The organism is Mesorhizobium sp. GW821-FHT07A06, from assembly GCF_059419085.1.
The window spans coordinates 284,106-301,266 of record NZ_JBWKRC010000006.1 but is presented as its reverse complement, the minus strand read 5'-3'; the positions used below and the strand labels follow the sequence as shown (position 1 = coordinate 301,266).

General features: G+C 64.9%; 17 protein-coding genes. 5 read left to right on the top strand and 12 right to left on the bottom strand.

Annotated elements, in window-relative coordinates:
* Positions 1 to 125 precede the first annotated feature (125 nt).
* The 4 genes from AC07SZ_RS21460 to AC07SZ_RS21445 all read right to left on the bottom strand — a co-directional run bounded on the left by AC07SZ_RS21460 (position 126) and on the right by AC07SZ_RS21445 (position 3,150).
* Positions 126 to 1,229, bottom strand: a complete 1,104-nt coding sequence (locus AC07SZ_RS21460) for an AbrB family transcriptional regulator (RefSeq protein ID WP_172372280.1) — start codon at positions 1,227 to 1,229, stop codon at positions 126 to 128.
* A gap of 265 nt (positions 1,230 to 1,494) precedes the next feature.
* A complete protein-coding gene (locus AC07SZ_RS21455; protein ID WP_056578090.1) occupies positions 1,495 to 1,803 on the bottom strand; it encodes a putative quinol monooxygenase in 309 nt (102 codons plus the stop codon).
* Between the two features lie 63 nt (positions 1,804 to 1,866).
* On the bottom strand, positions 1,867 to 2,649 hold the full coding sequence (locus tag AC07SZ_RS21450; protein WP_056578089.1) for an SDR family NAD(P)-dependent oxidoreductase: 783 nt from the start codon (positions 2,647 to 2,649) through the stop codon (positions 1,867 to 1,869).
* Positions 2,650 to 2,712: 63 nt separating this feature from the next.
* Positions 2,713 to 3,150, bottom strand: a complete 438-nt coding sequence (locus AC07SZ_RS21445; RefSeq protein WP_056578369.1) for a DsrE family protein — start codon at positions 3,148 to 3,150, stop codon at positions 2,713 to 2,715.
* 95 nt (positions 3,151 to 3,245) lie between these two features.
* On the opposite strand from AC07SZ_RS21445, the gene AC07SZ_RS21440 reads away from it, so the two are divergent.
* Positions 3,246 to 4,349 carry a hypothetical protein gene (locus AC07SZ_RS21440; RefSeq protein ID WP_494915713.1) on the top strand — a complete coding sequence of 368 codons (1,104 nt, stop codon included), beginning with the start codon at positions 3,246 to 3,248 and terminating at the stop codon, positions 4,347 to 4,349.
* Positions 4,350 to 4,369: 20 nt separating this feature from the next.
* Positions 4,370 to 4,576 carry an antitoxin gene (locus tag AC07SZ_RS21435; RefSeq protein ID WP_027030711.1) on the top strand — a complete coding sequence of 69 codons (207 nt, stop codon included), beginning with the start codon at positions 4,370 to 4,372 and terminating at the stop codon, positions 4,574 to 4,576.
* 277 nt (positions 4,577 to 4,853) lie between these two features.
* Here AC07SZ_RS21435 and AC07SZ_RS21430 read toward each other — a convergent pair whose 3' ends face one another.
* The 3 genes from AC07SZ_RS21430 to AC07SZ_RS21420 form a co-directional block, all read right to left on the bottom strand.
* Positions 4,854 to 5,801: a cation diffusion facilitator family transporter gene (locus tag AC07SZ_RS21430; protein ID WP_056578085.1), complete on the bottom strand. Its 948-nt coding sequence runs from the start codon at positions 5,799 to 5,801 to the stop codon at positions 4,854 to 4,856.
* A gap of 4 nt (positions 5,802 to 5,805) precedes the next feature.
* Positions 5,806 to 7,995 (bottom strand): anthranilate synthase, encoded by a 2,190-nt coding sequence (locus tag AC07SZ_RS21425; protein WP_494915712.1) that lies wholly within the window; start codon positions 7,993 to 7,995, stop codon positions 5,806 to 5,808.
* A 125-nt stretch (positions 7,996 to 8,120) separates the two neighbouring features.
* Positions 8,121 to 8,246 carry a hypothetical protein gene (locus AC07SZ_RS21420; RefSeq protein WP_494915711.1) on the bottom strand — a complete coding sequence of 42 codons (126 nt, stop codon included), beginning with the start codon at positions 8,244 to 8,246 and terminating at the stop codon, positions 8,121 to 8,123.
* Between the two features lie 68 nt (positions 8,247 to 8,314).
* Between AC07SZ_RS21420 and AC07SZ_RS21415 the strand changes: the two genes are divergently transcribed.
* Positions 8,315 to 9,085 (top strand): isocitrate lyase/PEP mutase family protein, encoded by a 771-nt coding sequence (locus tag AC07SZ_RS21415; protein ID WP_056578083.1) that lies wholly within the window; start codon positions 8,315 to 8,317, stop codon positions 9,083 to 9,085.
* A gap of 1 nt (position 9,086) precedes the next feature.
* Here the strand turns inward: AC07SZ_RS21415 and AC07SZ_RS21410 are convergent, their stop codons facing one another.
* The 3 genes from AC07SZ_RS21410 to AC07SZ_RS21400 all read right to left on the bottom strand — a co-directional run bounded on the left by AC07SZ_RS21410 (position 9,087) and on the right by AC07SZ_RS21400 (position 13,961).
* The gene (locus AC07SZ_RS21410; protein ID WP_056578365.1) at positions 9,087 to 10,142 is read right to left on the bottom strand and encodes a succinylglutamate desuccinylase/aspartoacylase family protein; all 1,056 of its coding nucleotides are present in this window, start codon (positions 10,140 to 10,142) and stop codon (positions 9,087 to 9,089) included.
* Positions 10,143 to 10,255: 113 nt separating this feature from the next.
* Positions 10,256 to 11,431, bottom strand: a complete 1,176-nt coding sequence (locus AC07SZ_RS21405) for an MFS transporter (RefSeq protein ID WP_065005141.1) — start codon at positions 11,429 to 11,431, stop codon at positions 10,256 to 10,258.
* Between the two features lie 166 nt (positions 11,432 to 11,597).
* Entirely contained in the window at positions 11,598 to 13,961 is a 2,364-nt protein-coding gene (locus tag AC07SZ_RS21400) for a membrane-bound PQQ-dependent dehydrogenase, glucose/quinate/shikimate family (protein ID WP_494915710.1), read from the bottom strand.
* Between the two features lie 170 nt (positions 13,962 to 14,131).
* On the opposite strand from AC07SZ_RS21400, the gene AC07SZ_RS21395 reads away from it, so the two are divergent.
* On the top strand, positions 14,132 to 14,581 hold the full coding sequence (locus tag AC07SZ_RS21395) for a MarR family winged helix-turn-helix transcriptional regulator (protein ID WP_494915709.1): 450 nt from the start codon (positions 14,132 to 14,134) through the stop codon (positions 14,579 to 14,581).
* Between the two features lie 3 nt (positions 14,582 to 14,584).
* On the opposite strand, the gene AC07SZ_RS21390 is transcribed toward AC07SZ_RS21395, so the two are convergent.
* Together AC07SZ_RS21390 and AC07SZ_RS21385 are read right to left on the bottom strand one after the other, a co-directional pair.
* A complete protein-coding gene (locus AC07SZ_RS21390; protein WP_494915708.1) occupies positions 14,585 to 15,976 on the bottom strand; it encodes an FAD-containing oxidoreductase in 1,392 nt (463 codons plus the stop codon).
* Positions 15,973 to 16,434, bottom strand: a complete 462-nt coding sequence (locus AC07SZ_RS21385) for a DUF4126 domain-containing protein (RefSeq protein WP_172372308.1) — start codon at positions 16,432 to 16,434, stop codon at positions 15,973 to 15,975. The genes AC07SZ_RS21390 and AC07SZ_RS21385 overlap by 4 nt, the downstream gene beginning before the upstream one ends.
* A 139-nt stretch (positions 16,435 to 16,573) precedes the next feature.
* Here AC07SZ_RS21385 and AC07SZ_RS21380 point away from each other — a divergent pair, with 139 nt between their 5' ends.
* Complete coding sequence (locus AC07SZ_RS21380; RefSeq protein WP_494915707.1) at positions 16,574 to 17,131, top strand: sugar O-acetyltransferase; 558 nt, start codon at positions 16,574 to 16,576, stop codon at positions 17,129 to 17,131.
* The last annotated feature ends 30 nt before the right edge of the window (positions 17,132 to 17,161 follow it).

Below are 17,161 nucleotides of genomic sequence, written 5' to 3'. Positions count from 1 at the left end.
GTTTGAAGCGCTATCGAGTGGGGGTTGCCACGCGACGGGCATGTGGTCACCGCCTATTGGCGCCGCGGCGCGCAAGGCGAGAATGGCGGCGGCGAGGAATAGGGCGCCGATGGCGCTGAGGCCGATCAATCCCGGATGCTCCTGGCCACCAGGCGCGCGACGCTCGGGCCGACGAGCAGCACGATCAGGAAGCGCGCTGACTGCAGCGCCATGACGAAAGAGATGTCGACGTTCTGCGCCGCGGCGGCAATGATGGCCACGCTGTCCATGCCGCCGGGGCTGGTCGCCAGATAGGCCGTCAGCGGATCGATGCCCAGGAGATGGCTGATCAGGAAGGCGAGCCCGCCACAGAATGCGATCAGCGCCACGATCGAGGCGATGATCTGGGGCAAGGCCCGCGTCGCATGGCGCAGGATCGGCCTGGTGAAATTCAGCCCGATCGACCAGCCGACCATGGCGTAGCTGACAGCCAGCAACCAGGGCGGCAACTGCATCTCGACACCCAGGCCGAGATGGATGACGCTGCCGAAGATGAAGGTGCCGAGGAAGAAGGGCGAGGGCAGCCGGCAGAGCTTGCCCGCCAGGCCGCCGACCAGCGCGATTCCTGATGTGGCGGCGAAGGCCTGGGCATCGATCGGCGGAAACCAGATGATGGGCGGTATTTCGATGCCCGACGTGTCGACCCACATCTTGGCGACGATGGCGGCCGTCATCGAAACGAAGATGACGCGCAGATACTGCATGAAGGCGACGAGGCGCTGGTCGGCGCCGAAGGCGCCCGCCATCAGCACCATGGCGGTGGCCGCGCCCGGCGAGGAACCCCAGACGGCGGTGGTGCCGGGCAGGATGCGCCAGCGGCTGATCAGCCAGCCAAGCAGGCTGGAGGCCGCGACCGTGGCGATTACAACGCCCAGGAACAGCGGCCACTCGGCGTAGAAGACGGGAAAGATGTCGGCCGAGATCGATGCGGCGACGAGACAGCCGACAATGGCCTGGGCGGAGCCGAACAGCAGGCGCGGCACGCGCACCGTGGCGCCATTGGTGCCGGCGACGATCGCCGCCAGCATCGGCCCGATCAGCAGCGCCGCCGGCAGAGCGGCGAGCTCGAGCGCACCGGCAAACAGGGTGGAGATGGCGAGCAGGACCAGCCATTGCCAAGGCTTGCCCATCCGCGCCATGCGCTCGGTGGCAGGCTGGTCCGGGGGTGGAGACTCGGCCGAGGAATCCATTCTTCGGTCTTAGACCTGGAGCGGCGTGATGCGAACCCCGCAATGCCGAGAAATGAAGCGCGATTCCAAAGCCTTGATCAGAACTTTCGGATGGGACCAGGGTAACGAGCCACAATATCGTCCGTTGTCGGCAGGGTAATGCCTTCCACGATTGCCATCACGGGTCGCTAGGACTGAGCTTGCGAAACCCGCGGCTATCACCGTTCACCGTATCGATATGACGCGAGATCTGTGCTCGGAGCAGGTATCGAGCCGTCCGTCCGGCTCAGCCCGTCTTGCCGTCGACCAACCCGAAGCCGCCGACGGGGTGGGTCTCCACCTGGAACTCGAAGCCGGCGATGAACGGTCGGGCCTTGGCGATGGCCGCCTGGACTTCCGGAAGCTGCAGTGAAGTCTTGTGACTTTCGGCGTCGGTCCACACTTCGGTGACCCAGATCGCATCGGCATCGGCCGGATCGGTGGCGATGATGTAGCTGAGGCAACCCGGCAAGGCGCCGGTGCTGTCACGCAGCACATCCATGACCGCGTCGCGCTGGCCGCGCGCCGCCCGCATCTTGCCGATCAGTCCATACATTCCTTCGCCTCCCTTTGAAGTCTCCGACAAGAGTATATGGGTCACCAGTATGCAATTGCCCGGTCACGGCATCAACTGGCCGCCATTCACCTCGATCACCTGGCCAGTGATGTAGCCGCTCAAGAGATCGGACGAGAGGAACAGATAGGCGCCGACGCAGTCTTGCGCCGTGCCGGCCCGCCCCTGCGGAATTGTGGCGACCATGCCCTTGATCTGCTCCTCGGTCGAATAGCGCTCGTGGAACGGGGTGAGAATGGTGCCAGGCGCCACGGCGTTGACGCGGATGCCGAAGCCGATCAGCTCCTTGGCCATGCCGCGCGTCACATTGGAGACGAAGGCCTTGGCCGACCCGTAGAGACCGGCACCGCCGCCCGCGCCATTGCGCGCGGCTATCGAGGAGGTGTTGACGATGAAGCCGCCCTGCTTCTTCAGCCACGGGATTGCCTTTCGAGAGGCGGTCAGCACCGAGCGCGCGTTGAGGTCCATCACCGCGTCGTAATGTGCTTCGGTCTGCTCGGCGTAGGGAACCCGGCCGAGCATGCCGCCGGCATTGTTGACCAGTCCGTCGAGACGGCCGAAATGCCGCGCACTGTCCTCGACAACGCGTTCGACATCGGCGGGCAAGGAAAAATCACCCTGGACGAGGAAGACCTCGCCGCCGCTGTCGCGAATGGTCTTGCCCAGTTTCTCGGCGGCCTCTTGGCTTGAATTGTAATGCAGCGCCACCTTGGATTTCTGGGCGGCATAGGCCAGTGCGAGTGCCGCGCCTATGCCGGTCGAGGCGCCGGTGACCAGCACCGCCTTGCCGGCGAGATCGGGGATGGTAAGCGCGGTCGTGGTGGGCACTGTCGGTCCTCCGGAGGGTTCAATGGGAGCTGCCGTTCCAGGTCCCATGGCCGAGACTGTGCACTATGGCCGGAGATAGGCATAGCCCTGGCTTTGCAGTTCCGCGAGCTTGACGACGCCGCCCTTGTCGGCGGCATGGAAGCCGTCGAGCAGGTCGGCGAGCGAAATGTCCATGCCTTGCATGGTGTTGGCGCAGGCCTGCGGCTCGAGCCCCTGCCGCATCAGGCCGGCGAAGCGGCCGGAGACCGCGGCCGATATGCCCTTCGACTTGAAGGCGGCCAGCGCCGGGCCATGCACCACCAGCACGATGTCGACATTGCCGCCGGTGCCCTCATAGTGGTTCTTGATGTTGCCGAGCACGAAATTGACCTTGTCCACATCGCTCAGGTGATAGGCGACCTTCAGCCTGGCGGGCTCGGTGGCCGCCGCCCGCACCGCCCGCAAGCCAAGAAACGTTGCGGTTCCGGCAAGAACCGCGCGGAACATGTCACGCCGGCGCATGGCTTCCTCCTCCAATTTCACCGCGATTTGCATGGCTCCGGCCGCAATACTAGCATAAATTGACGCTGCGTCCTGTCGATGCGAGGAGGGGTCACGTGACGTTCAGGGCAGGGGAATGGAAGATAATTGCGGGCGCTGGATTTGGCGTGGTGCTGCTCTGTTTGTTGTTGGGCACGGCTGTCGCCGGCGACACGCTTAAACTGAGGGAACTCAGCCCGAACGGGGCGGATGCCTGTTTCGGCCGGGTCTATGACGCGGCCCATCTCAAGGCGCATCCGAAGCAGAAGGTGACGCGGATCTTCTTCTACTACGGCCATGATCCGGTCAGCCGGCCGAACGAAGAGCCCACGGCAAACGCCGTCACGTCGTACAATGGCTTTCTCTCCACCACGGTGCGTGGCGCCAAGGCGCCGGAATGGGCCGGCGGCTGGTGCAATCATGAATCCGGGGACGGCACATCAGGTCCAATCCGCTGCGGCATGGATTGCGACCGTACGCTGGCCTCGCTGAAGGTCGACGACAAGGGCCGGCTGCTGCTTTCTGACCTGTCCTCCGATATCTACCTCGATCCGGACTCGGAGGAGCAGCTTGGCAAGGCGGAATACAACCGCCAGGCGCTCGGCCCGGAGGATGACAATTTCCGCCTCGACCCGATGCCGGCCGCGACCTGCAAGGCCGAGTTCGCACGCATCGATCCCATCGATCCGGCGCTCGGGGACCCGTTGCGCGTGCGGCTGAAGCCGGACCAGCCGTTCTGCTATGGGCGGGACTATGACGCGGCGCATATGAGTTCGCACCCCAACCAGCTGACGCAGTCGATCCGGGTGTTCCGCGGACCCGTGGAACTGGCATCCTTCGCCTCAGGGGGCGACGCCGCCAACTGGCCCGACGGCGCTGACATTGCCGTCTCAGTGACGGCCAGAAAGAATGGCGCCAAGGTCACGCAGACCTATTCCTGCCAGGGCGAGGCCGACCAGTGGCGTTGCGCCGCGAGTGCGAAGATGAGCAATTTCTCCTGCGACATCGCGCAGAAGGAGATCTTCCTCAAGCGCGGCGCCAACGGCATGATGATGCTGGCCAACCCCAATAGCAGCCTGGCGATCGTCGATCTGTGCTCGAAGGCCACCGACGGCAAGACGAAGTCGGACGACAAGGTCTATCGGCTGGAGCCTATGCCGCAATCGGCCTGCGCACCTTGAGCTCGGATGGAGGAGCGCAAATGGATAAGGCGAAGGTCTTTTGGTCTGGCCGATCGCAAGCGGTACGTCTGCCGAAGAAATATCGTTTCGAAACCAGCGAGGTTTCAATCCGCCGCGAGGGCCGAGCGGTCGTTCTCGAACCGCTTGCGCAGGATTGGGACTGGCTCGACCGTCTGACTGGACCGCTTGACGATGATTTTGTCGAGGCGGCCTTAGACGGCCGATAGCGACGAATTACTCGGCGCGGACGTTTTCGGGAGCTAAGCCTATCGCCTCGTCATCCTCGGGCGGAGCAGGAGCGCAGCTCCGTCGCGAAGACCCGAGGATCCATGCCGCGACCTGGGACGAAGAATGAAGCGGCGCAGAATTCTGCACCGTAGCAGCGCTTCCGAGACCCGGCATGGATCCTATGGTCTGCGCCGCGTCGCTTCGCTCCTGCTCCGCCCGTGGATGACGAAGTCGAGAGGCTTCGGCTAAATTTCCAAGGTCGTACCAGGAATCGCGTCAGGCGAAAGGCACGGCGGTCGTACCCTTGGGCAACTTCGCCTCATCGTCGGGCTCGACATGGATGGTGACGCGCACCGAGGGGATTTCGGCTTTCAGCGCGTCCTCGATGCGGTCGCAGATGACGTGGCTGGCGCCGACCGACATGTCGGCGTCGACGACCAGATGGAACTCGATGAAGGTGGCGCGGCCGGCGATGCGGGTCTTGAGGTCGTGCACCTCCAGCGCGCCCTTGCAGTTGGCCGAGATGATGTCGCGGATGCGCATATGTTCCTGCGTGTCGACGGCGCGGTCCATCAGCCCGTTCATCGACGACCCGATGACGTGCCAGCCCTGCCACAGGATGTTGAGCGCGACGATGACGGCAAGGGCTGGATCGAGGATCTGCCAGCCGGTCAGGATCGCCCCGACCAGGCCGCCGAAGACGCCGATCGAGGTCACCACATCGGTCATGATGTGATTGCCGTCGGCGACCAGCGCCGGCGACTTCTCGGCCCGGCCGACGCGGATCAGCGTCCAGGCCCAGAAGGCATTGATGGCGGTGGCGACGCCGTTGATGGCAAGCCCTTTCCAGGGCTGCTCGAGCGGCGCCGGCGTTTGCCAGGAGCGCCAGACTTCGTTCAGGATCAAAAGCGCGGCGACGACGATCAGCACGCCTTCAAGCACGGCCGAGAAGTACTCGGCCTTGTGATGGCCGAACGGGTGGTCCTGGTCGGCCGGCTTGTAGCTGACCTGGATCGCCCAGAAGGCGGCGACCGAGGCAATGACGTTGACGATGGATTCCAGCGCGTCCGAATAGAGCGCGACGGAGCCGGTGACGTACCAGGCGGCGACCTTCAGCGCGAGTACGACAAAGGCGATCACGATCGACCAGAAGGCAAGGTTGGCGACCTTGCGCTTGCCGGCGGCTTTCGTCGCGATCGTCATGGCGTTCTCGGCTCCGACCATTTCGTCAGGCTGCCTTTTCCTTTGCCTTGCGCGGCAAATGGGCGACGATGTTCTCGATGATGCGCATGCCGGCATTGTGGCCGAGCGTCATGATCGATTCCGGGTGGAACTGCACCGCGGCGATCGGCTCCTTGCGATGTTCGAAGGCCATGATCACGCCGTCCTCTGTCTCCGCCGTGACGATGAAGTCATCGGGCAGCCGCACCGGATCGGCGAAGATCGAGTGGTAGCGGCCGACGGTGACTTCCTTGGGCAGGCCGGAGAAGATGATGCCCGGCTTGGAGACGCGGATGCGCGAGGGTTTGCCGTGCATCGGGATATGCAGCTGCCGCAGTTCCCCGCCATAGGCCTCGGCCAGCGCCTGAAGGCCGAGGCAGACACCGAAGATCGGCAGGTCGCGGGCGCGCGCCTTCTTGATGGTGGCGGCGCAGTCGAAACCCTTCGGCGTGCCGGGTCCGGGCGATAGTACGACGAGATCCGGCTTCAGCCGCTCGAAGACTTCCTCCGGCACCGGCGTGCGCACGGTCGAGACATTGGCGCCGGTCTGGCGGAAGTAGTTGGCCAGCGTGTGGACGAAACTATCCTCGTGGTCGACGAGCAGGATGTTGACGCCGTCGCCGACGCGCGCGGTGGTGCGCTCGGTGCTGGCGGAATTGCCCGTCTTGGCGTCGCGGATGGCGGAGAGCATGGCGGATGCCTTCAATTCGGTTTCGGCTTCTTCTTCCTCGGGGATGCTGTCGAACAGCAATGTGGCGCCGGCGCGCACCTCGGCGATGCCGTCCTTGATGCGGATGGTGCGCAGCGTCAGGCCGGTGTTCATGTCGCCGTTGAAATTGACCATGCCGATGGCGCCGCCATACCAGGCGCGGGGGCTTTTCTCGTTCTGCTCGATGAAGCGCATCGCCCACAGTTTCGGCGCGCCGGTGACGGTGACCGCCCAGGCATGCGAGAGGAAGGCATCGAAGGCATCCATGCCTTCGCGCAGCCGGCCCTCGATATGATCCACGGTATGGATCAGGCGCGAATACATCTCGATCTGGCGGCGGCCGATGACGCGTACCGAGCCCGGCTCGCAGACCCGCGACTTGTCGTTGCGGTCGACGTCCGAGCACATTGTGAGCTCGGATTCGTCCTTCTTGGAGTTGAGCAGCTTCAGGATCTGCTCGCTGTCGGAAATGGCGTCGTCGCCGCGCTTGATGGTGCCGGAGATCGGGCAGGTCTCGACACGGCGGCCGTTGACGCGCACGAACATTTCCGGCGAGGCGCCGATCAGGTATTCGCCTTCGCCCAGATTGATGAAGAACGAATAGGGCGAAGGGTTGATCGACTTCAGCTTGCGCGAAATCTCGGATGGCTGCGTCTCGCAACGCTCGTAGAACATCTGGCCGGGAACGACCTCGAACAGGTCGCCGCGCTTGAACGAGTCCATCGCGCGCCGCACAAGGTTGGCATATTCGCCGGGCTCATGGTCGCCGCGCGGCGGGATGCGGTCGGCGGTCTGGAACGGCTCGGCGATTTCGTCGCGCTGCAAGCCCTCGGTCGAAAAACCCTCGCCTGAATAATCATAGCGGTCGGTCCAGGCCTTGGCCGAATAGTGGTCGACGACCAGGATCTCGTCAGGCAGGAACAGCACCAGGTCGCGCTGGCTCTCCCTGCGCTCGAGCTTGTAGTCGACCGGGTCGAACTGGAAGGCCAGGTCGTAGCCGAAGGCGCCATAGAGGCCGAGATTGGCGTCTTCCGCCGTCTTGAACAAAGCGGTGATGGCACGCAGCACGGTAAAGACCGAAGGCACGCGGCTGCGTTCCTCTTCAGTGAAGACACGGCCCGGTTTGGCGACATCGAGGCGGATCAGCTTGCTGGTCGTCTCGGCGATGGTGACATCAGCCAGGCCGCTCAGCGTCTTGCCGATGACCGGCAACAGCGCTTCGCCACGCCCGTTCAGCGCCTCGATGCGCATGGCGCGACCGCGCGCGGAGATGACCAGAGGCGGGTCGATGATGGCCGTGTCCCAGCGCGTATAGCGGCCGGGATATTCGTAATTCGAGGAAAACACGGCACCGCGGCGCGAATTCAGCCCGTCGACGTAAGTGTCGATCGCGCCTGCATAGGGCCGGTCGTGGCGCTCGCGGGTGATGGTGATGCCACCTGCGGTCACGAAGCTTTCCGCGCCGTTTTCCAGAACCTTCATCGTCATTGCCGTCTCCATCTGGCTTGTTGGGCAACGGACCCGGGACTGGCTTGGAAAAAACAAATGGCCGCCCGGACTTTCCGTTGCGGCCACCCTCTCTTTTCACGCACGCGCGTTCGAACAGGCCGCTGTCAGCAGGCCCACCACCAAATGGTCTTGGTCGAACGCATGTTCATGGCAAAATCCATAGCGGCGAAAAACTGGATGCGCAACTGATTTGAAAAGCCTCTTCGGTGGCCGCCGCTTCCCAGGTTCATGGCACATCGCCAGGGCCGGCGGTCGCGTCTAGGCTGGACCTTCAACACTGCGAAGACGGGAAACACCAATGACCGAACAGGCCGAGCGCGCGCGGACGTTCCATTCCCTTCACGTCAAGGGCAACCCCATCGTTCTCTACAATGCCTGGGATCCGGGCTCTGCCAAGATCGTCGAGAAGGCCGGCGCCAAGGCCATCGCTACCGGAAGCTGGCCGGTCGCGGCAGCGTTCGGCTATGCCGACGGCGAGAAGATCCCGCTGGAGCTGGCGCTCGACAATATCAAGCGTATCGTGGCGGCGGTAGACCTGCCGGTGACGATGGACCTCGAAGGCGGTTATGGTGTCGAACCGGGGGTCGTTGCCCAGACGGTGACACAGGCCTTGCAGGCTGGTGCCATCGGCTTCAATTTCGAAGACCAGATCGTTGGCGGCATGGGCCTGCACGACATCGGCATGCAGGTGAAGCGGGTCGAAGCGGCCGCCGCTGCCGTCAAGGCCTCCGGTATTCCGGCTTTCCTCAACGCCCGCACCGACATCTTCCTCAAGGCCAAGCCCGATGCGCATGACAAGGCGCTGCTCGACCAAGCGATCGAGCGGGCGCATGCCTATGAAAAGGCCGGAGCAAGCGGCTTCTTCGCGCCGGGTCTCGGCGACGAGGGCCTCATCGAGGCGCTCTGCAAGGCCACGGCACTGCCGGTCAACATCATCGCATTGGCACATGTGCCGCCGCGCCAGCGGCTGGCCGAACTCGGCGTCGCCCGTATCAGCCATGGCCCGGTGCCCTACCGGCAGATGGCGGAATGGCTGGAGGCCAAGGCGCGGCTGGCCATTTCTGGCTAGGTCAATCCTCGAGCGTACCCGACCTTGCGTCGGCGCTCTTCCTGTCGCCGACCAGCTTCAGAAGATCCTCGCCGGCGCGGATGATGCGGCGCGAGCGGCGGGTCAGGATGATGCCGTCCTGCGGCGCGAACACTTCCGTGCGGCCATCGGCTTCGCCCGGCGCGTGGACGATGGTGGCGAGGCGCGTGCCCCTGGCGACACGGTCGCCGGGCTTGACGTCATAGAGCACAGCACCCGCCCGGGGCGCGGGCATCATATCGATGTTTTCCAGGGGGGCCACGGTGCCGGTGAAGGGGCCGGGTGCGGGGAGCGCGCTGTCGGCGATCACGCCGCGCGCCACCAGCAGCCGGTAGAGGCCTTCGGCATCGGCTTTGGCCAGGACGCCATCGACATCGAGGATACCGCGATACTCGACCGTGGTGGCGACACGGCGGTCGAACTTGGCCACATCGGCGGGAACGTTCTGGTACGGCATGATCGAAGCGCCCTCGAAGGTGCCGTCGGTATCCTCGCTCCACAGCACGACCGCATCGACGCCCATGGCTGCGGCGCAATCGGCCATGGCCGGCCACAGGCTGGTGTGGACGTAGAGATAGGCAAGACCTTCGTCATCGCAGTGCAGGTCGAGCACGATGTCGTGGCCCAGCGACAGCTGCACCAGGCGTGACTTCAGCCGCTGGTCGGCGCCGCCAAACGAGGTGTCCGGCAAGAGCTTGGCGTCGGGCGCCGCAAGCAGCGGAAAGCCGCGGTTGAAGTTGGTGCGGGTGCCCAGATGGAAGCGGCCCTGGTGCTCGCCGAAATGATATTGCGCGCGGCCGATCGGGTTGGCCCATGGCACGATGGTGATACTGCCCTTGATGCGGCCTTCGGCCTCCGCCTTGTTCAGCGCCGGCATCAGCGCGTCGATGGCGACGACGCCTGGCAGTTCACCGGCATGGAGTGCCGCCTGCAGATAGGCCGAGGGCGCCGCCTTGTCGCCGCCTGTGAAGCGGAATACCGGGAATTCGTAGGAAACGCCTTCGCTGTCACCGGCGATGCGTTCGATCGATTTCTGCATGACTTCCTCCATCAAGAGCAAGAAGACATGCCCATTTGAGGCTGTCGATGTCGATTGGTCCAGCCGGCCGCGCTATGGGCGCAAGCTTTCCATCCCTCTGACGGAAGAGACGTCTATTCCGCGGCAGCCTGGAGCGGGACAGGCGCGCGCCGGTCCAATGCCTGCGACAGCACTGCCACGGTGACGGCCAGCAAGGCGAGCACCGCGCCGACCAGCGGCAGATTGGCGTAGGAAACGCCGGCCGACAGGGCCACGCCGCCAATCCAGGCGCCGCCGGCATTGCCGACATTGAAGGCGCCCTGGTTCAGCGTGGCGGCAAGGTTTGGCCCTTCCGAGGCCGCCTCGACGACGCGGATCTGCAGTGGCGGCACGACGACGAAGATGAGCAATCCCCACAGGAAGACGATGCCGACGGCCACACTTGCGATGGCGCCGAACTGCATGAAACCGACAAACAGCACCGCCATCAACAGCAGCGTGCCGATGACGGTCGGCATCAGCTTCCAGTCGGCCAGCCGCCCACCAATGATGTTGCCGATCGTCATGCCGGCGCCGAACAACAGGAGCACCCAGGTAACGGCGGAGGTCGACAGGCCGGACACGTCGGTCAGGTAGGGCTTGATGTAGGTGAACACGGCAAACAGGCTGGCCGAGGCCAGCGAGGCGATCAGCATCGCCAGCCAGACCTGCAACCTGCCGAGCACGCGCAACTCGCCGCGCAGGCCACCGCCGCTCGGCTCAGTGACATCGGACGGCACCAGCCAGGCGATGGCCGCGACCGAGATCAGACCGATGCCGACCACGGCGATGAATGTGGAGCGCCAGCCGAACGCTTCGCCAAGGGCTGTGCCGGCGGGAACGCCCAGAATGTTCGAAAGCGTCAGGCCGGCGAACATCAGCGCCATGGCGCTGGCGCGCTTGTTGCGCGGCACCAGGCTCGCAGCAACGACCGAGCCGATGCCGAAGAAGGCGCCGTGCCCAAAAGCGGTGAAGACACGCGCCGCCATCAGCGTCCAATAATCAGGCGCGATGGCGCAAAACAGATTGCCGACGACGAATGAAGCCGTCAGCCCGACCAGCACCGGCTTGCGCGGCAGATGCGCGGTGGCCATGGCGACGATCGGTGCCCCGAAGACGACGCCCAAGGCATAGCCCGTGACCAGCAGGCCGGCCGACGGGATCGACACGCGAAGGTCGGCGGCGACCTCCGGCAGCAGGCCCATTATGACGAACTCGGTGGTGCCGATGCAGAAAGACGCAATGGCAAGCGCAAGGATCGGCAAGGGCATGGGACGTCCAGACTGAATCGGTTCAATTTTTAGTCTGCGCGAGGAGCCGTGCCGGGCGCAATGTATATTGCTGCATTGCAGCGATGCAGAAAGCGTGGAGCAGATTGAAACGAGGCGCCGCAGCGCCTCGTTGGTGATCAGCCTTGGGGGAACAAGCTTTTCCCGATCATGGCGCCTTCGGCAAGGCATAGGCGATGATGTAATCGCCACGATCGGGTGACTGACGCGCGCCACCCGCCGACACCACGACGAACTGGCGGCCGCTTTCGGGCGAGGTGTAGGTCATCGGCGTTGCCTGCGCGCCGACCGGCAGGCGGCCTTTCCAAAGCTCCTCGCCGGTGGCGACGTCGATGGCGCGCAGATAGTAGTCCTGTGTGCCGGCATAGAAGACGAGCCCGCCCGCCGTCGTCACAGGGCCGCCGAGCGACGGCATGCCGATCGGGATCCGCAGGCCGGTCTTCATCTCGAGCGGGCCGGTGTCCTGCAGCGTGCCGGCCGGAATCTGCCAGACGAGTTTTCGCGTGTTCAGGTCGATGGCGCTGATCGTGCCGTAGGGCGGCTGGTGGCAGGGCACGCCGAGCGGCGACATGAAGCCGTTCTTGAGCGCGCCATACGGCGTGCCGAGCTGGGTGCCCAGACCGTCATGCGCCGCCGAGGGGCCATAATTGTCGGCCACGGAGCGCGGCAGCAATTCGACGAATTGCGGCATGCGGATATCGTTGACGATCAGGTAGCCATTGGCCTCGTCGATCGAGGCGCTGCCCCAGTTCATGCCGCCATAATAGCCGGGAAACTGCAGCGAACGCGTCGGACCTGGAGGGGTGAACTCGCCCTCGTAGCGCAGCTTCTTGAAGCCGATACGGCAATAGAGCTGGTCGAACGGGGTGGCGCCCCACATGCTGGCCTCGGTGAAAGGCTGATCGCCGATCGAAGGCATGCCGACCGAATAGGGCTGGGTCGGCGACAGGAAATCCTCCTTGGCGCCGCCATCCTGCGGCACCGGCTTTTCCTGCACCTCGGCGATCGCCTTGCCGTCGCGGCGGTCGAGCATGAAGATCTGGCCGCGCTTGGTGACCTGGATCAGCGCCGGTACCTTTCCGCCCTTGCCGTCGGGCACGTCATAGAGCGCCGGCTGCGAGGGAAGGTCATAATCCCACAGGTCATGATGCACGGTCTGGAATTTCCAGCGTTCGCGGCCGGTGGCGATGTCGAGCGCGACGACTGAAGCGGTGTAGTCCTCCGCCGCCTTGCTGCGCTCGGCGCCGAAGAAGTCGGGCGTGGCGTTGCCGGTCGGCAAATAGACGAGGCCGAGCGCGTCGTCATAGCTCGGCGTCGACCACACGTTGGGCGTGCCGCGCGTGTAGCTCTGGCCTTCCGGCGGCAGTTTGGTGATCGCCGGATTGCCAAGGTCCCAGGCCCATACCAAATCGCCTGTCCTGGCGTTGAAGGCCCTGACGGCGCCGGACGGCTCGCCGGTCTCGACATTGTCCCAGACCCAGCCGCCGACCATGATCAGGTCGCGCATGACGGTGGGCGCCGACGTCTGGAAATAGAAACCGGCCTTCACCTCGCCCATGCCTTGCTTGAGGTCGACGGTGCCGCCCTGGCCGAAGTCGGCGCAGGGCTGGCCGGTCTTGGCATCGATCTCGATCAGCCGCGCATCGATGGTGGTCATGACGATGCGTCCGGCACAGACCGCTGGGGCGCCACTGGCCGCGGCTTCGGCCGCCGGCTCGTAGTAGCTGACGCCACGGCAGCGCTGCCACAGCGGCGCCGAAGCCTTCGGGTCGAATTTCCAGCGCGGCTCGCCGGTTTCGGCATTGAGCGCGTTGACGACATTTTTCGAGGAGCAGGTGTAGACCGTGTCGCCGATCTGCAGCGGCGTGTTCTGGTCCTCGGCGCCCTTGACCGGTATATCGCTGGTGCGGAAGGTCCAGGCGACCTTGAGGTCCTTCACATTGTCCTTGTTGATCTGGCCGATCGGCGCATAGCGCGTACCGGCGGGCGTGCGGCCGTAATGGCGCCAGTCGGTGCTGGAGGCGGCCGCGGCAAGTGGCGGCGCTTCGCTGGCGGCGACCGTATCGCGGATCACGCCATGCGGCTGGAAGGCGTAGGCGGCGGTGGCGATCAGGCCGAGCACGAGGACACCGGCAACGGCGAACGGGCCGCGCTTGCCGCCGCCCGATGACGGGAACAGCGGCGCCAGCAGGAGGGCGATCACCGCCAGCACCGCTGGCGCGACCAGCCGCGGCACCAGCGGCCAGAAGTTCAGCCCGGCCTCCCACAATGCCCAGGCAATGGTGGCGAGGAAGATGAGGAGGTAGAGCCAGAAGCCCGCGCGCCGGCGCAAGGCGAAGAGGAAACCGGAAACGATGATGCCGGCGCCTGCCAGCGCGTAATACCAGGAGCCGCCAAGACCGATGAGCTGGACGCCGCCATAGAGCAGCGGCAGGCCGATGATCATCAGCACCAGGCCGAAAAGCACGAGCAGCCAGATGCCGCCAGAGCTGTTGGAATCTTGTTTCGACATATCGGTCCTCACGCTTTTCCGGGGCGGCGCCTCGCGGTCGCGGCGGCCGAACGGGCCGTCAGGGCGATCTTTGGAGCTCGGTCGTCGGCTTCCGGTTCTTGGCGATTGGGGCTTCGCCAGGGAAAAGAATTTTATCGCAACCTAATAAATAGCATGTTATCTTTTTCGCCATGCCCAAGCAAGACCCGGATCGTGCCAGATTTGGCCAACTGGTTATATCAGTCGCAAGGCTTTGGCGGCGCGCGGCCGACAAGGCGCTCGACGATTGCGGTCTGTCGCATGCCACCGCCATGCCACTGGTGATGCTGTCGCGGCTGGGTGACAATCGGCGCCAAGGTGTCCTCGCCGATCATCTCGGTTTCGAAGGGCCGTCCCTGGTGCGCATCGTCGACCTGCTGGTCGAGGAGGGGCTGGTGACGCGCACCGAGGATGCCGCCGACAGGCGGGCCAAGATCCTGTCGCTCACCGATGCGGGGCGCGGCCGTGTGACCGAGATCGAGCGCCTGCTGGCGGTGCTGCGCGCCGATCTGCTCAGTGATGTCGGTGACGACGAGCTGAAAGGGGCGATGCTGCTGCTCGGCCGGCTGGAGACGAAGCTGAGCGGGCCGGATAGCGAATAGATTTCAGACCAGCGGCTTCAGTTCCTGCGCGATCGTGGGCAGCAGTTCCGACACGGTGGGGTGGATGTGCACCGCGCGGGCCAGAGTGTCGACGGACGCCTTGGCGTACATCAGGTCGAGCACGCAATGCACCGCCTCGTCGCCGCCCGGGCCGAGCACCGAGCAGCCGAGGATCTCGCGCGTGTCGGCATCGACAAGGATCTTCATGAACCCTTGCGTCTCGCCCTTTTCGACGGCACGGCCGACGCGCGTCATCGGCCGCTGGCCGACCAGCGCGCGGCGTCCGGATTTCCTTACGGCTGCCTCGGTCATGCCGCAGCGGCCGAGCGGCGGGTCGATGTAGAGCGCGTAAGCCTCGATGCGGTCGCTGACCTTGCGCGGATCATTGTCGAGCAGATTGGCGGCGACGATCTCGTAGTCGTTGTAGGAGGTATGGGTGAAAGCGCCCTTGCCGTTGCAGTCGCCCATCGCCCAGATGCCTGGCACGCTGGTGCGCAGCTGATCGTCGACGATGACGAAGCCACGCCTGTCAACCGTGACGCCGGCTTTGTCGAGGCCGAGATCGTCGGTGTTGGGGGTGCGTCCCAGCGCCAGCAGAACGTGAGAACCGACGGCCGGCTGCTTGCCGGCCGAGAAGGTCACCGCGATGTCGTTGCCTCGCTTGGCGAAGCCGATGCCGTCGGCGCCGACATGGACCGCGATGCCTTCGTTCTCGAGGATCGACAGGATGGTGGCCGAGACGTCTTCGTCCTCGCGGCCGGTCAGGCGCGGGCTCTTCTCGATGACGGTGACGTCAGAGCCGAAACGACGGAACATCTGCGCGAATTCGAGCGAGATGTAGCTGCCGCCGACGACGATGAGATGGCGTGGCAGCACGTCGAGATCCATCATCGAGGAATTGGTCAGGTAGTCGATGTCGTTAATGCCGGGCAGGTCAGGCACCGAGGCACGGCCGCCGGTGTTCAGGAAGATCTTTTCGGCGGTCAGAACCTCGTTGCCGACGCGCACCGTGTTGGCGGATTCGAAGCGCGCATGGCCGCGATAGAGCGTGCAGCCTTTCATGCCGGCGATCCATGTTTCCAGATTGCCGCGGGCGTCGTTGGTCACCTTGTCCTTGCGCGCCTTGATCCGTTGATAATCCACACCGACAGGGCCACCGAGCGTGACGCCATAGTCGGCGGCACGCCTCGCCAGATGCGCGGCATAGGCGCTGGCGACCATGGTCTTGGTCGGCATGCAGCCCGTGTTGACGCAGGTGCCGCCGACCAGCTTGCGCTCGATCAGCGCCACGCTCATGCCAGCGGCGGCCAGGCGGCCCGCCAATGGCGACCCCGCCTGGCCGGCGCCGATGATGATGGCGTCGAAGGTCTTTGCGTTTAGGCTCTGGGCCGTCATGCCACCGCCGCCACGATCAGCAGGCCGCCGATGATCGCCACCGCGTCCTCGATGAAGGCGGCGGGCGGATCGTTGCCGAAGGCCGCCGCCAGCCGGCCGCGCGCTTCGGCGCCGCCCAACGTGCCGATGACCGCGCCGATGGCGCCGGCGATCAGGCCGCCTATGGTGGAACCGCCGGTCGCACCGATCACCGCGCCGCTGAAAGCACCAAGCAGGATGCGGGCACCGAACTGCTGCGGCACCTTGCGGCTTGGCGTCGACGGCAGCTGGTCGGCGACGAGCTCGACGATGGCCAGGATGGTGAAGATGCCGACGGCCGCCCAATGGCTCATGAAGCTCGCCCAGGTGCCGGCAACCGGCAGCCAGCCGAGATAGGCGCCCCAGGCGACGGCCGCCGGCGCGGTCATGGCGCGCAGGCCGGCAATGACGCCGATCAGAAGTGCAAGAAGCAAGAGCATGTTGATCCCCTCGATCATCGGCCAGAACGGCCTCGAAACGGCAGGCTACCATAGGTCCGATATTTGATCAGTACTCGGATTGATGCTTTTGTGCCGGCCGAACTCATGCATTTCAAAGACGTCGATGGGAGACCACGCCATGGCCAGAAGCGAGCGCGCGAAGATGGCGGCCGGCGAATGGTACACTTGCCTCGACGACGAGTTGGAGGCGCTGCGCGTCACGGCGCGCGAAGCCGTGTTCGAGCACAATTCATTGCCGCCAAAGCAGCGCGGCAATCTCGGGCCGGGCCTGAAGGCATTGCTCGGCGGGGTGGGCGAGGGCGCCCGCATCGAGGCGCCGTTCCACTGCGCCTATGGCTTCAACATCGTTCTCGACGATGGGGTCTTCCTCAATGCCGGCTGCATCATACTCGACACGGCAAGCGTGCGCATCGGCAAGGGAACGCTGCTTGGCCCCAATGTGCAGATCTATTGCGCCGAGCACCACAAGGAAGCCGCTGGGCGACAGGCGGGGCTTGAGATCGCCAGGCCGGTCGAGATCGGTGCCCATGCCTGGATCGGCGGCAGCGCCATCATCCTTGGCGGCGTCAGCATCGGTGAGGGCGCCATCGTCGGCGCCGGTGCCGTGGTGACGCGCGATGTGCCCGCGAACGAGACGGTGGTCGGCAATCCGGCGCGACCGGTCAAGCGTCGTTGACGTTACACCCTGGGAAACCGGATCGTTGCC

Bases quoted from the DNA above. Each gene is read 5' to 3' on its own strand.
- AC07SZ_RS21460 (WP_172372280.1), bottom strand. From the start codon at position 1,229: ATGGATTCCTCGGCCGAGTCTCCACCCCCGGACCAGCCTGCCACCGAG.
- AC07SZ_RS21455 (WP_056578090.1), bottom strand. From the start codon at position 1,803: ATGTATGGACTGATCGGCAAGATGCGGGCGGCGCGCGGCCAGCGCGAC.
- AC07SZ_RS21445 (WP_056578369.1), bottom strand. From the start codon at position 3,150: ATGCGCCGGCGTGACATGTTCCGCGCGGTTCTTGCCGGAACCGCAACG.
- AC07SZ_RS21435 (WP_027030711.1), top strand. From the start codon at position 4,370: ATGGATAAGGCGAAGGTCTTTTGGTCTGGCCGATCGCAAGCGGTACGT.
- AC07SZ_RS21430 (WP_056578085.1), bottom strand. From the start codon at position 5,801: ATGGTCGGAGCCGAGAACGCCATGACGATCGCGACGAAAGCCGCCGGC.
- AC07SZ_RS21425 (WP_494915712.1), bottom strand. From the start codon at position 7,995: ATGACGATGAAGGTTCTGGAAAACGGCGCGGAAAGCTTCGTGACCGCA.
- AC07SZ_RS21420 (WP_494915711.1), bottom strand. From the start codon at position 8,246: ATGAACCTGGGAAGCGGCGGCCACCGAAGAGGCTTTTCAAATCAGTTG.
- AC07SZ_RS21415 (WP_056578083.1), top strand. From the start codon at position 8,315: ATGACCGAACAGGCCGAGCGCGCGCGGACGTTCCATTCCCTTCACGTC.
- AC07SZ_RS21410 (WP_056578365.1), bottom strand. From the start codon at position 10,142: ATGCAGAAATCGATCGAACGCATCGCCGGTGACAGCGAAGGCGTTTCC.
- AC07SZ_RS21405 (WP_065005141.1), bottom strand. From the start codon at position 11,431: ATGCCCTTGCCGATCCTTGCGCTTGCCATTGCGTCTTTCTGCATCGGC.
- AC07SZ_RS21400 (WP_494915710.1), bottom strand. From the start codon at position 13,961: ATGTCGAAACAAGATTCCAACAGCTCTGGCGGCATCTGGCTGCTCGTG.
- AC07SZ_RS21395 (WP_494915709.1), top strand. From the start codon at position 14,132: ATGCCCAAGCAAGACCCGGATCGTGCCAGATTTGGCCAACTGGTTATA.
- AC07SZ_RS21390 (WP_494915708.1), bottom strand. From the start codon at position 15,976: ATGACGGCCCAGAGCCTAAACGCAAAGACCTTCGACGCCATCATCATC.
- AC07SZ_RS21385 (WP_172372308.1), bottom strand. From the start codon at position 16,434: ATGCTCTTGCTTCTTGCACTTCTGATCGGCGTCATTGCCGGCCTGCGC.
- AC07SZ_RS21380 (WP_494915707.1), top strand. From the start codon at position 16,574: ATGGCCAGAAGCGAGCGCGCGAAGATGGCGGCCGGCGAATGGTACACT.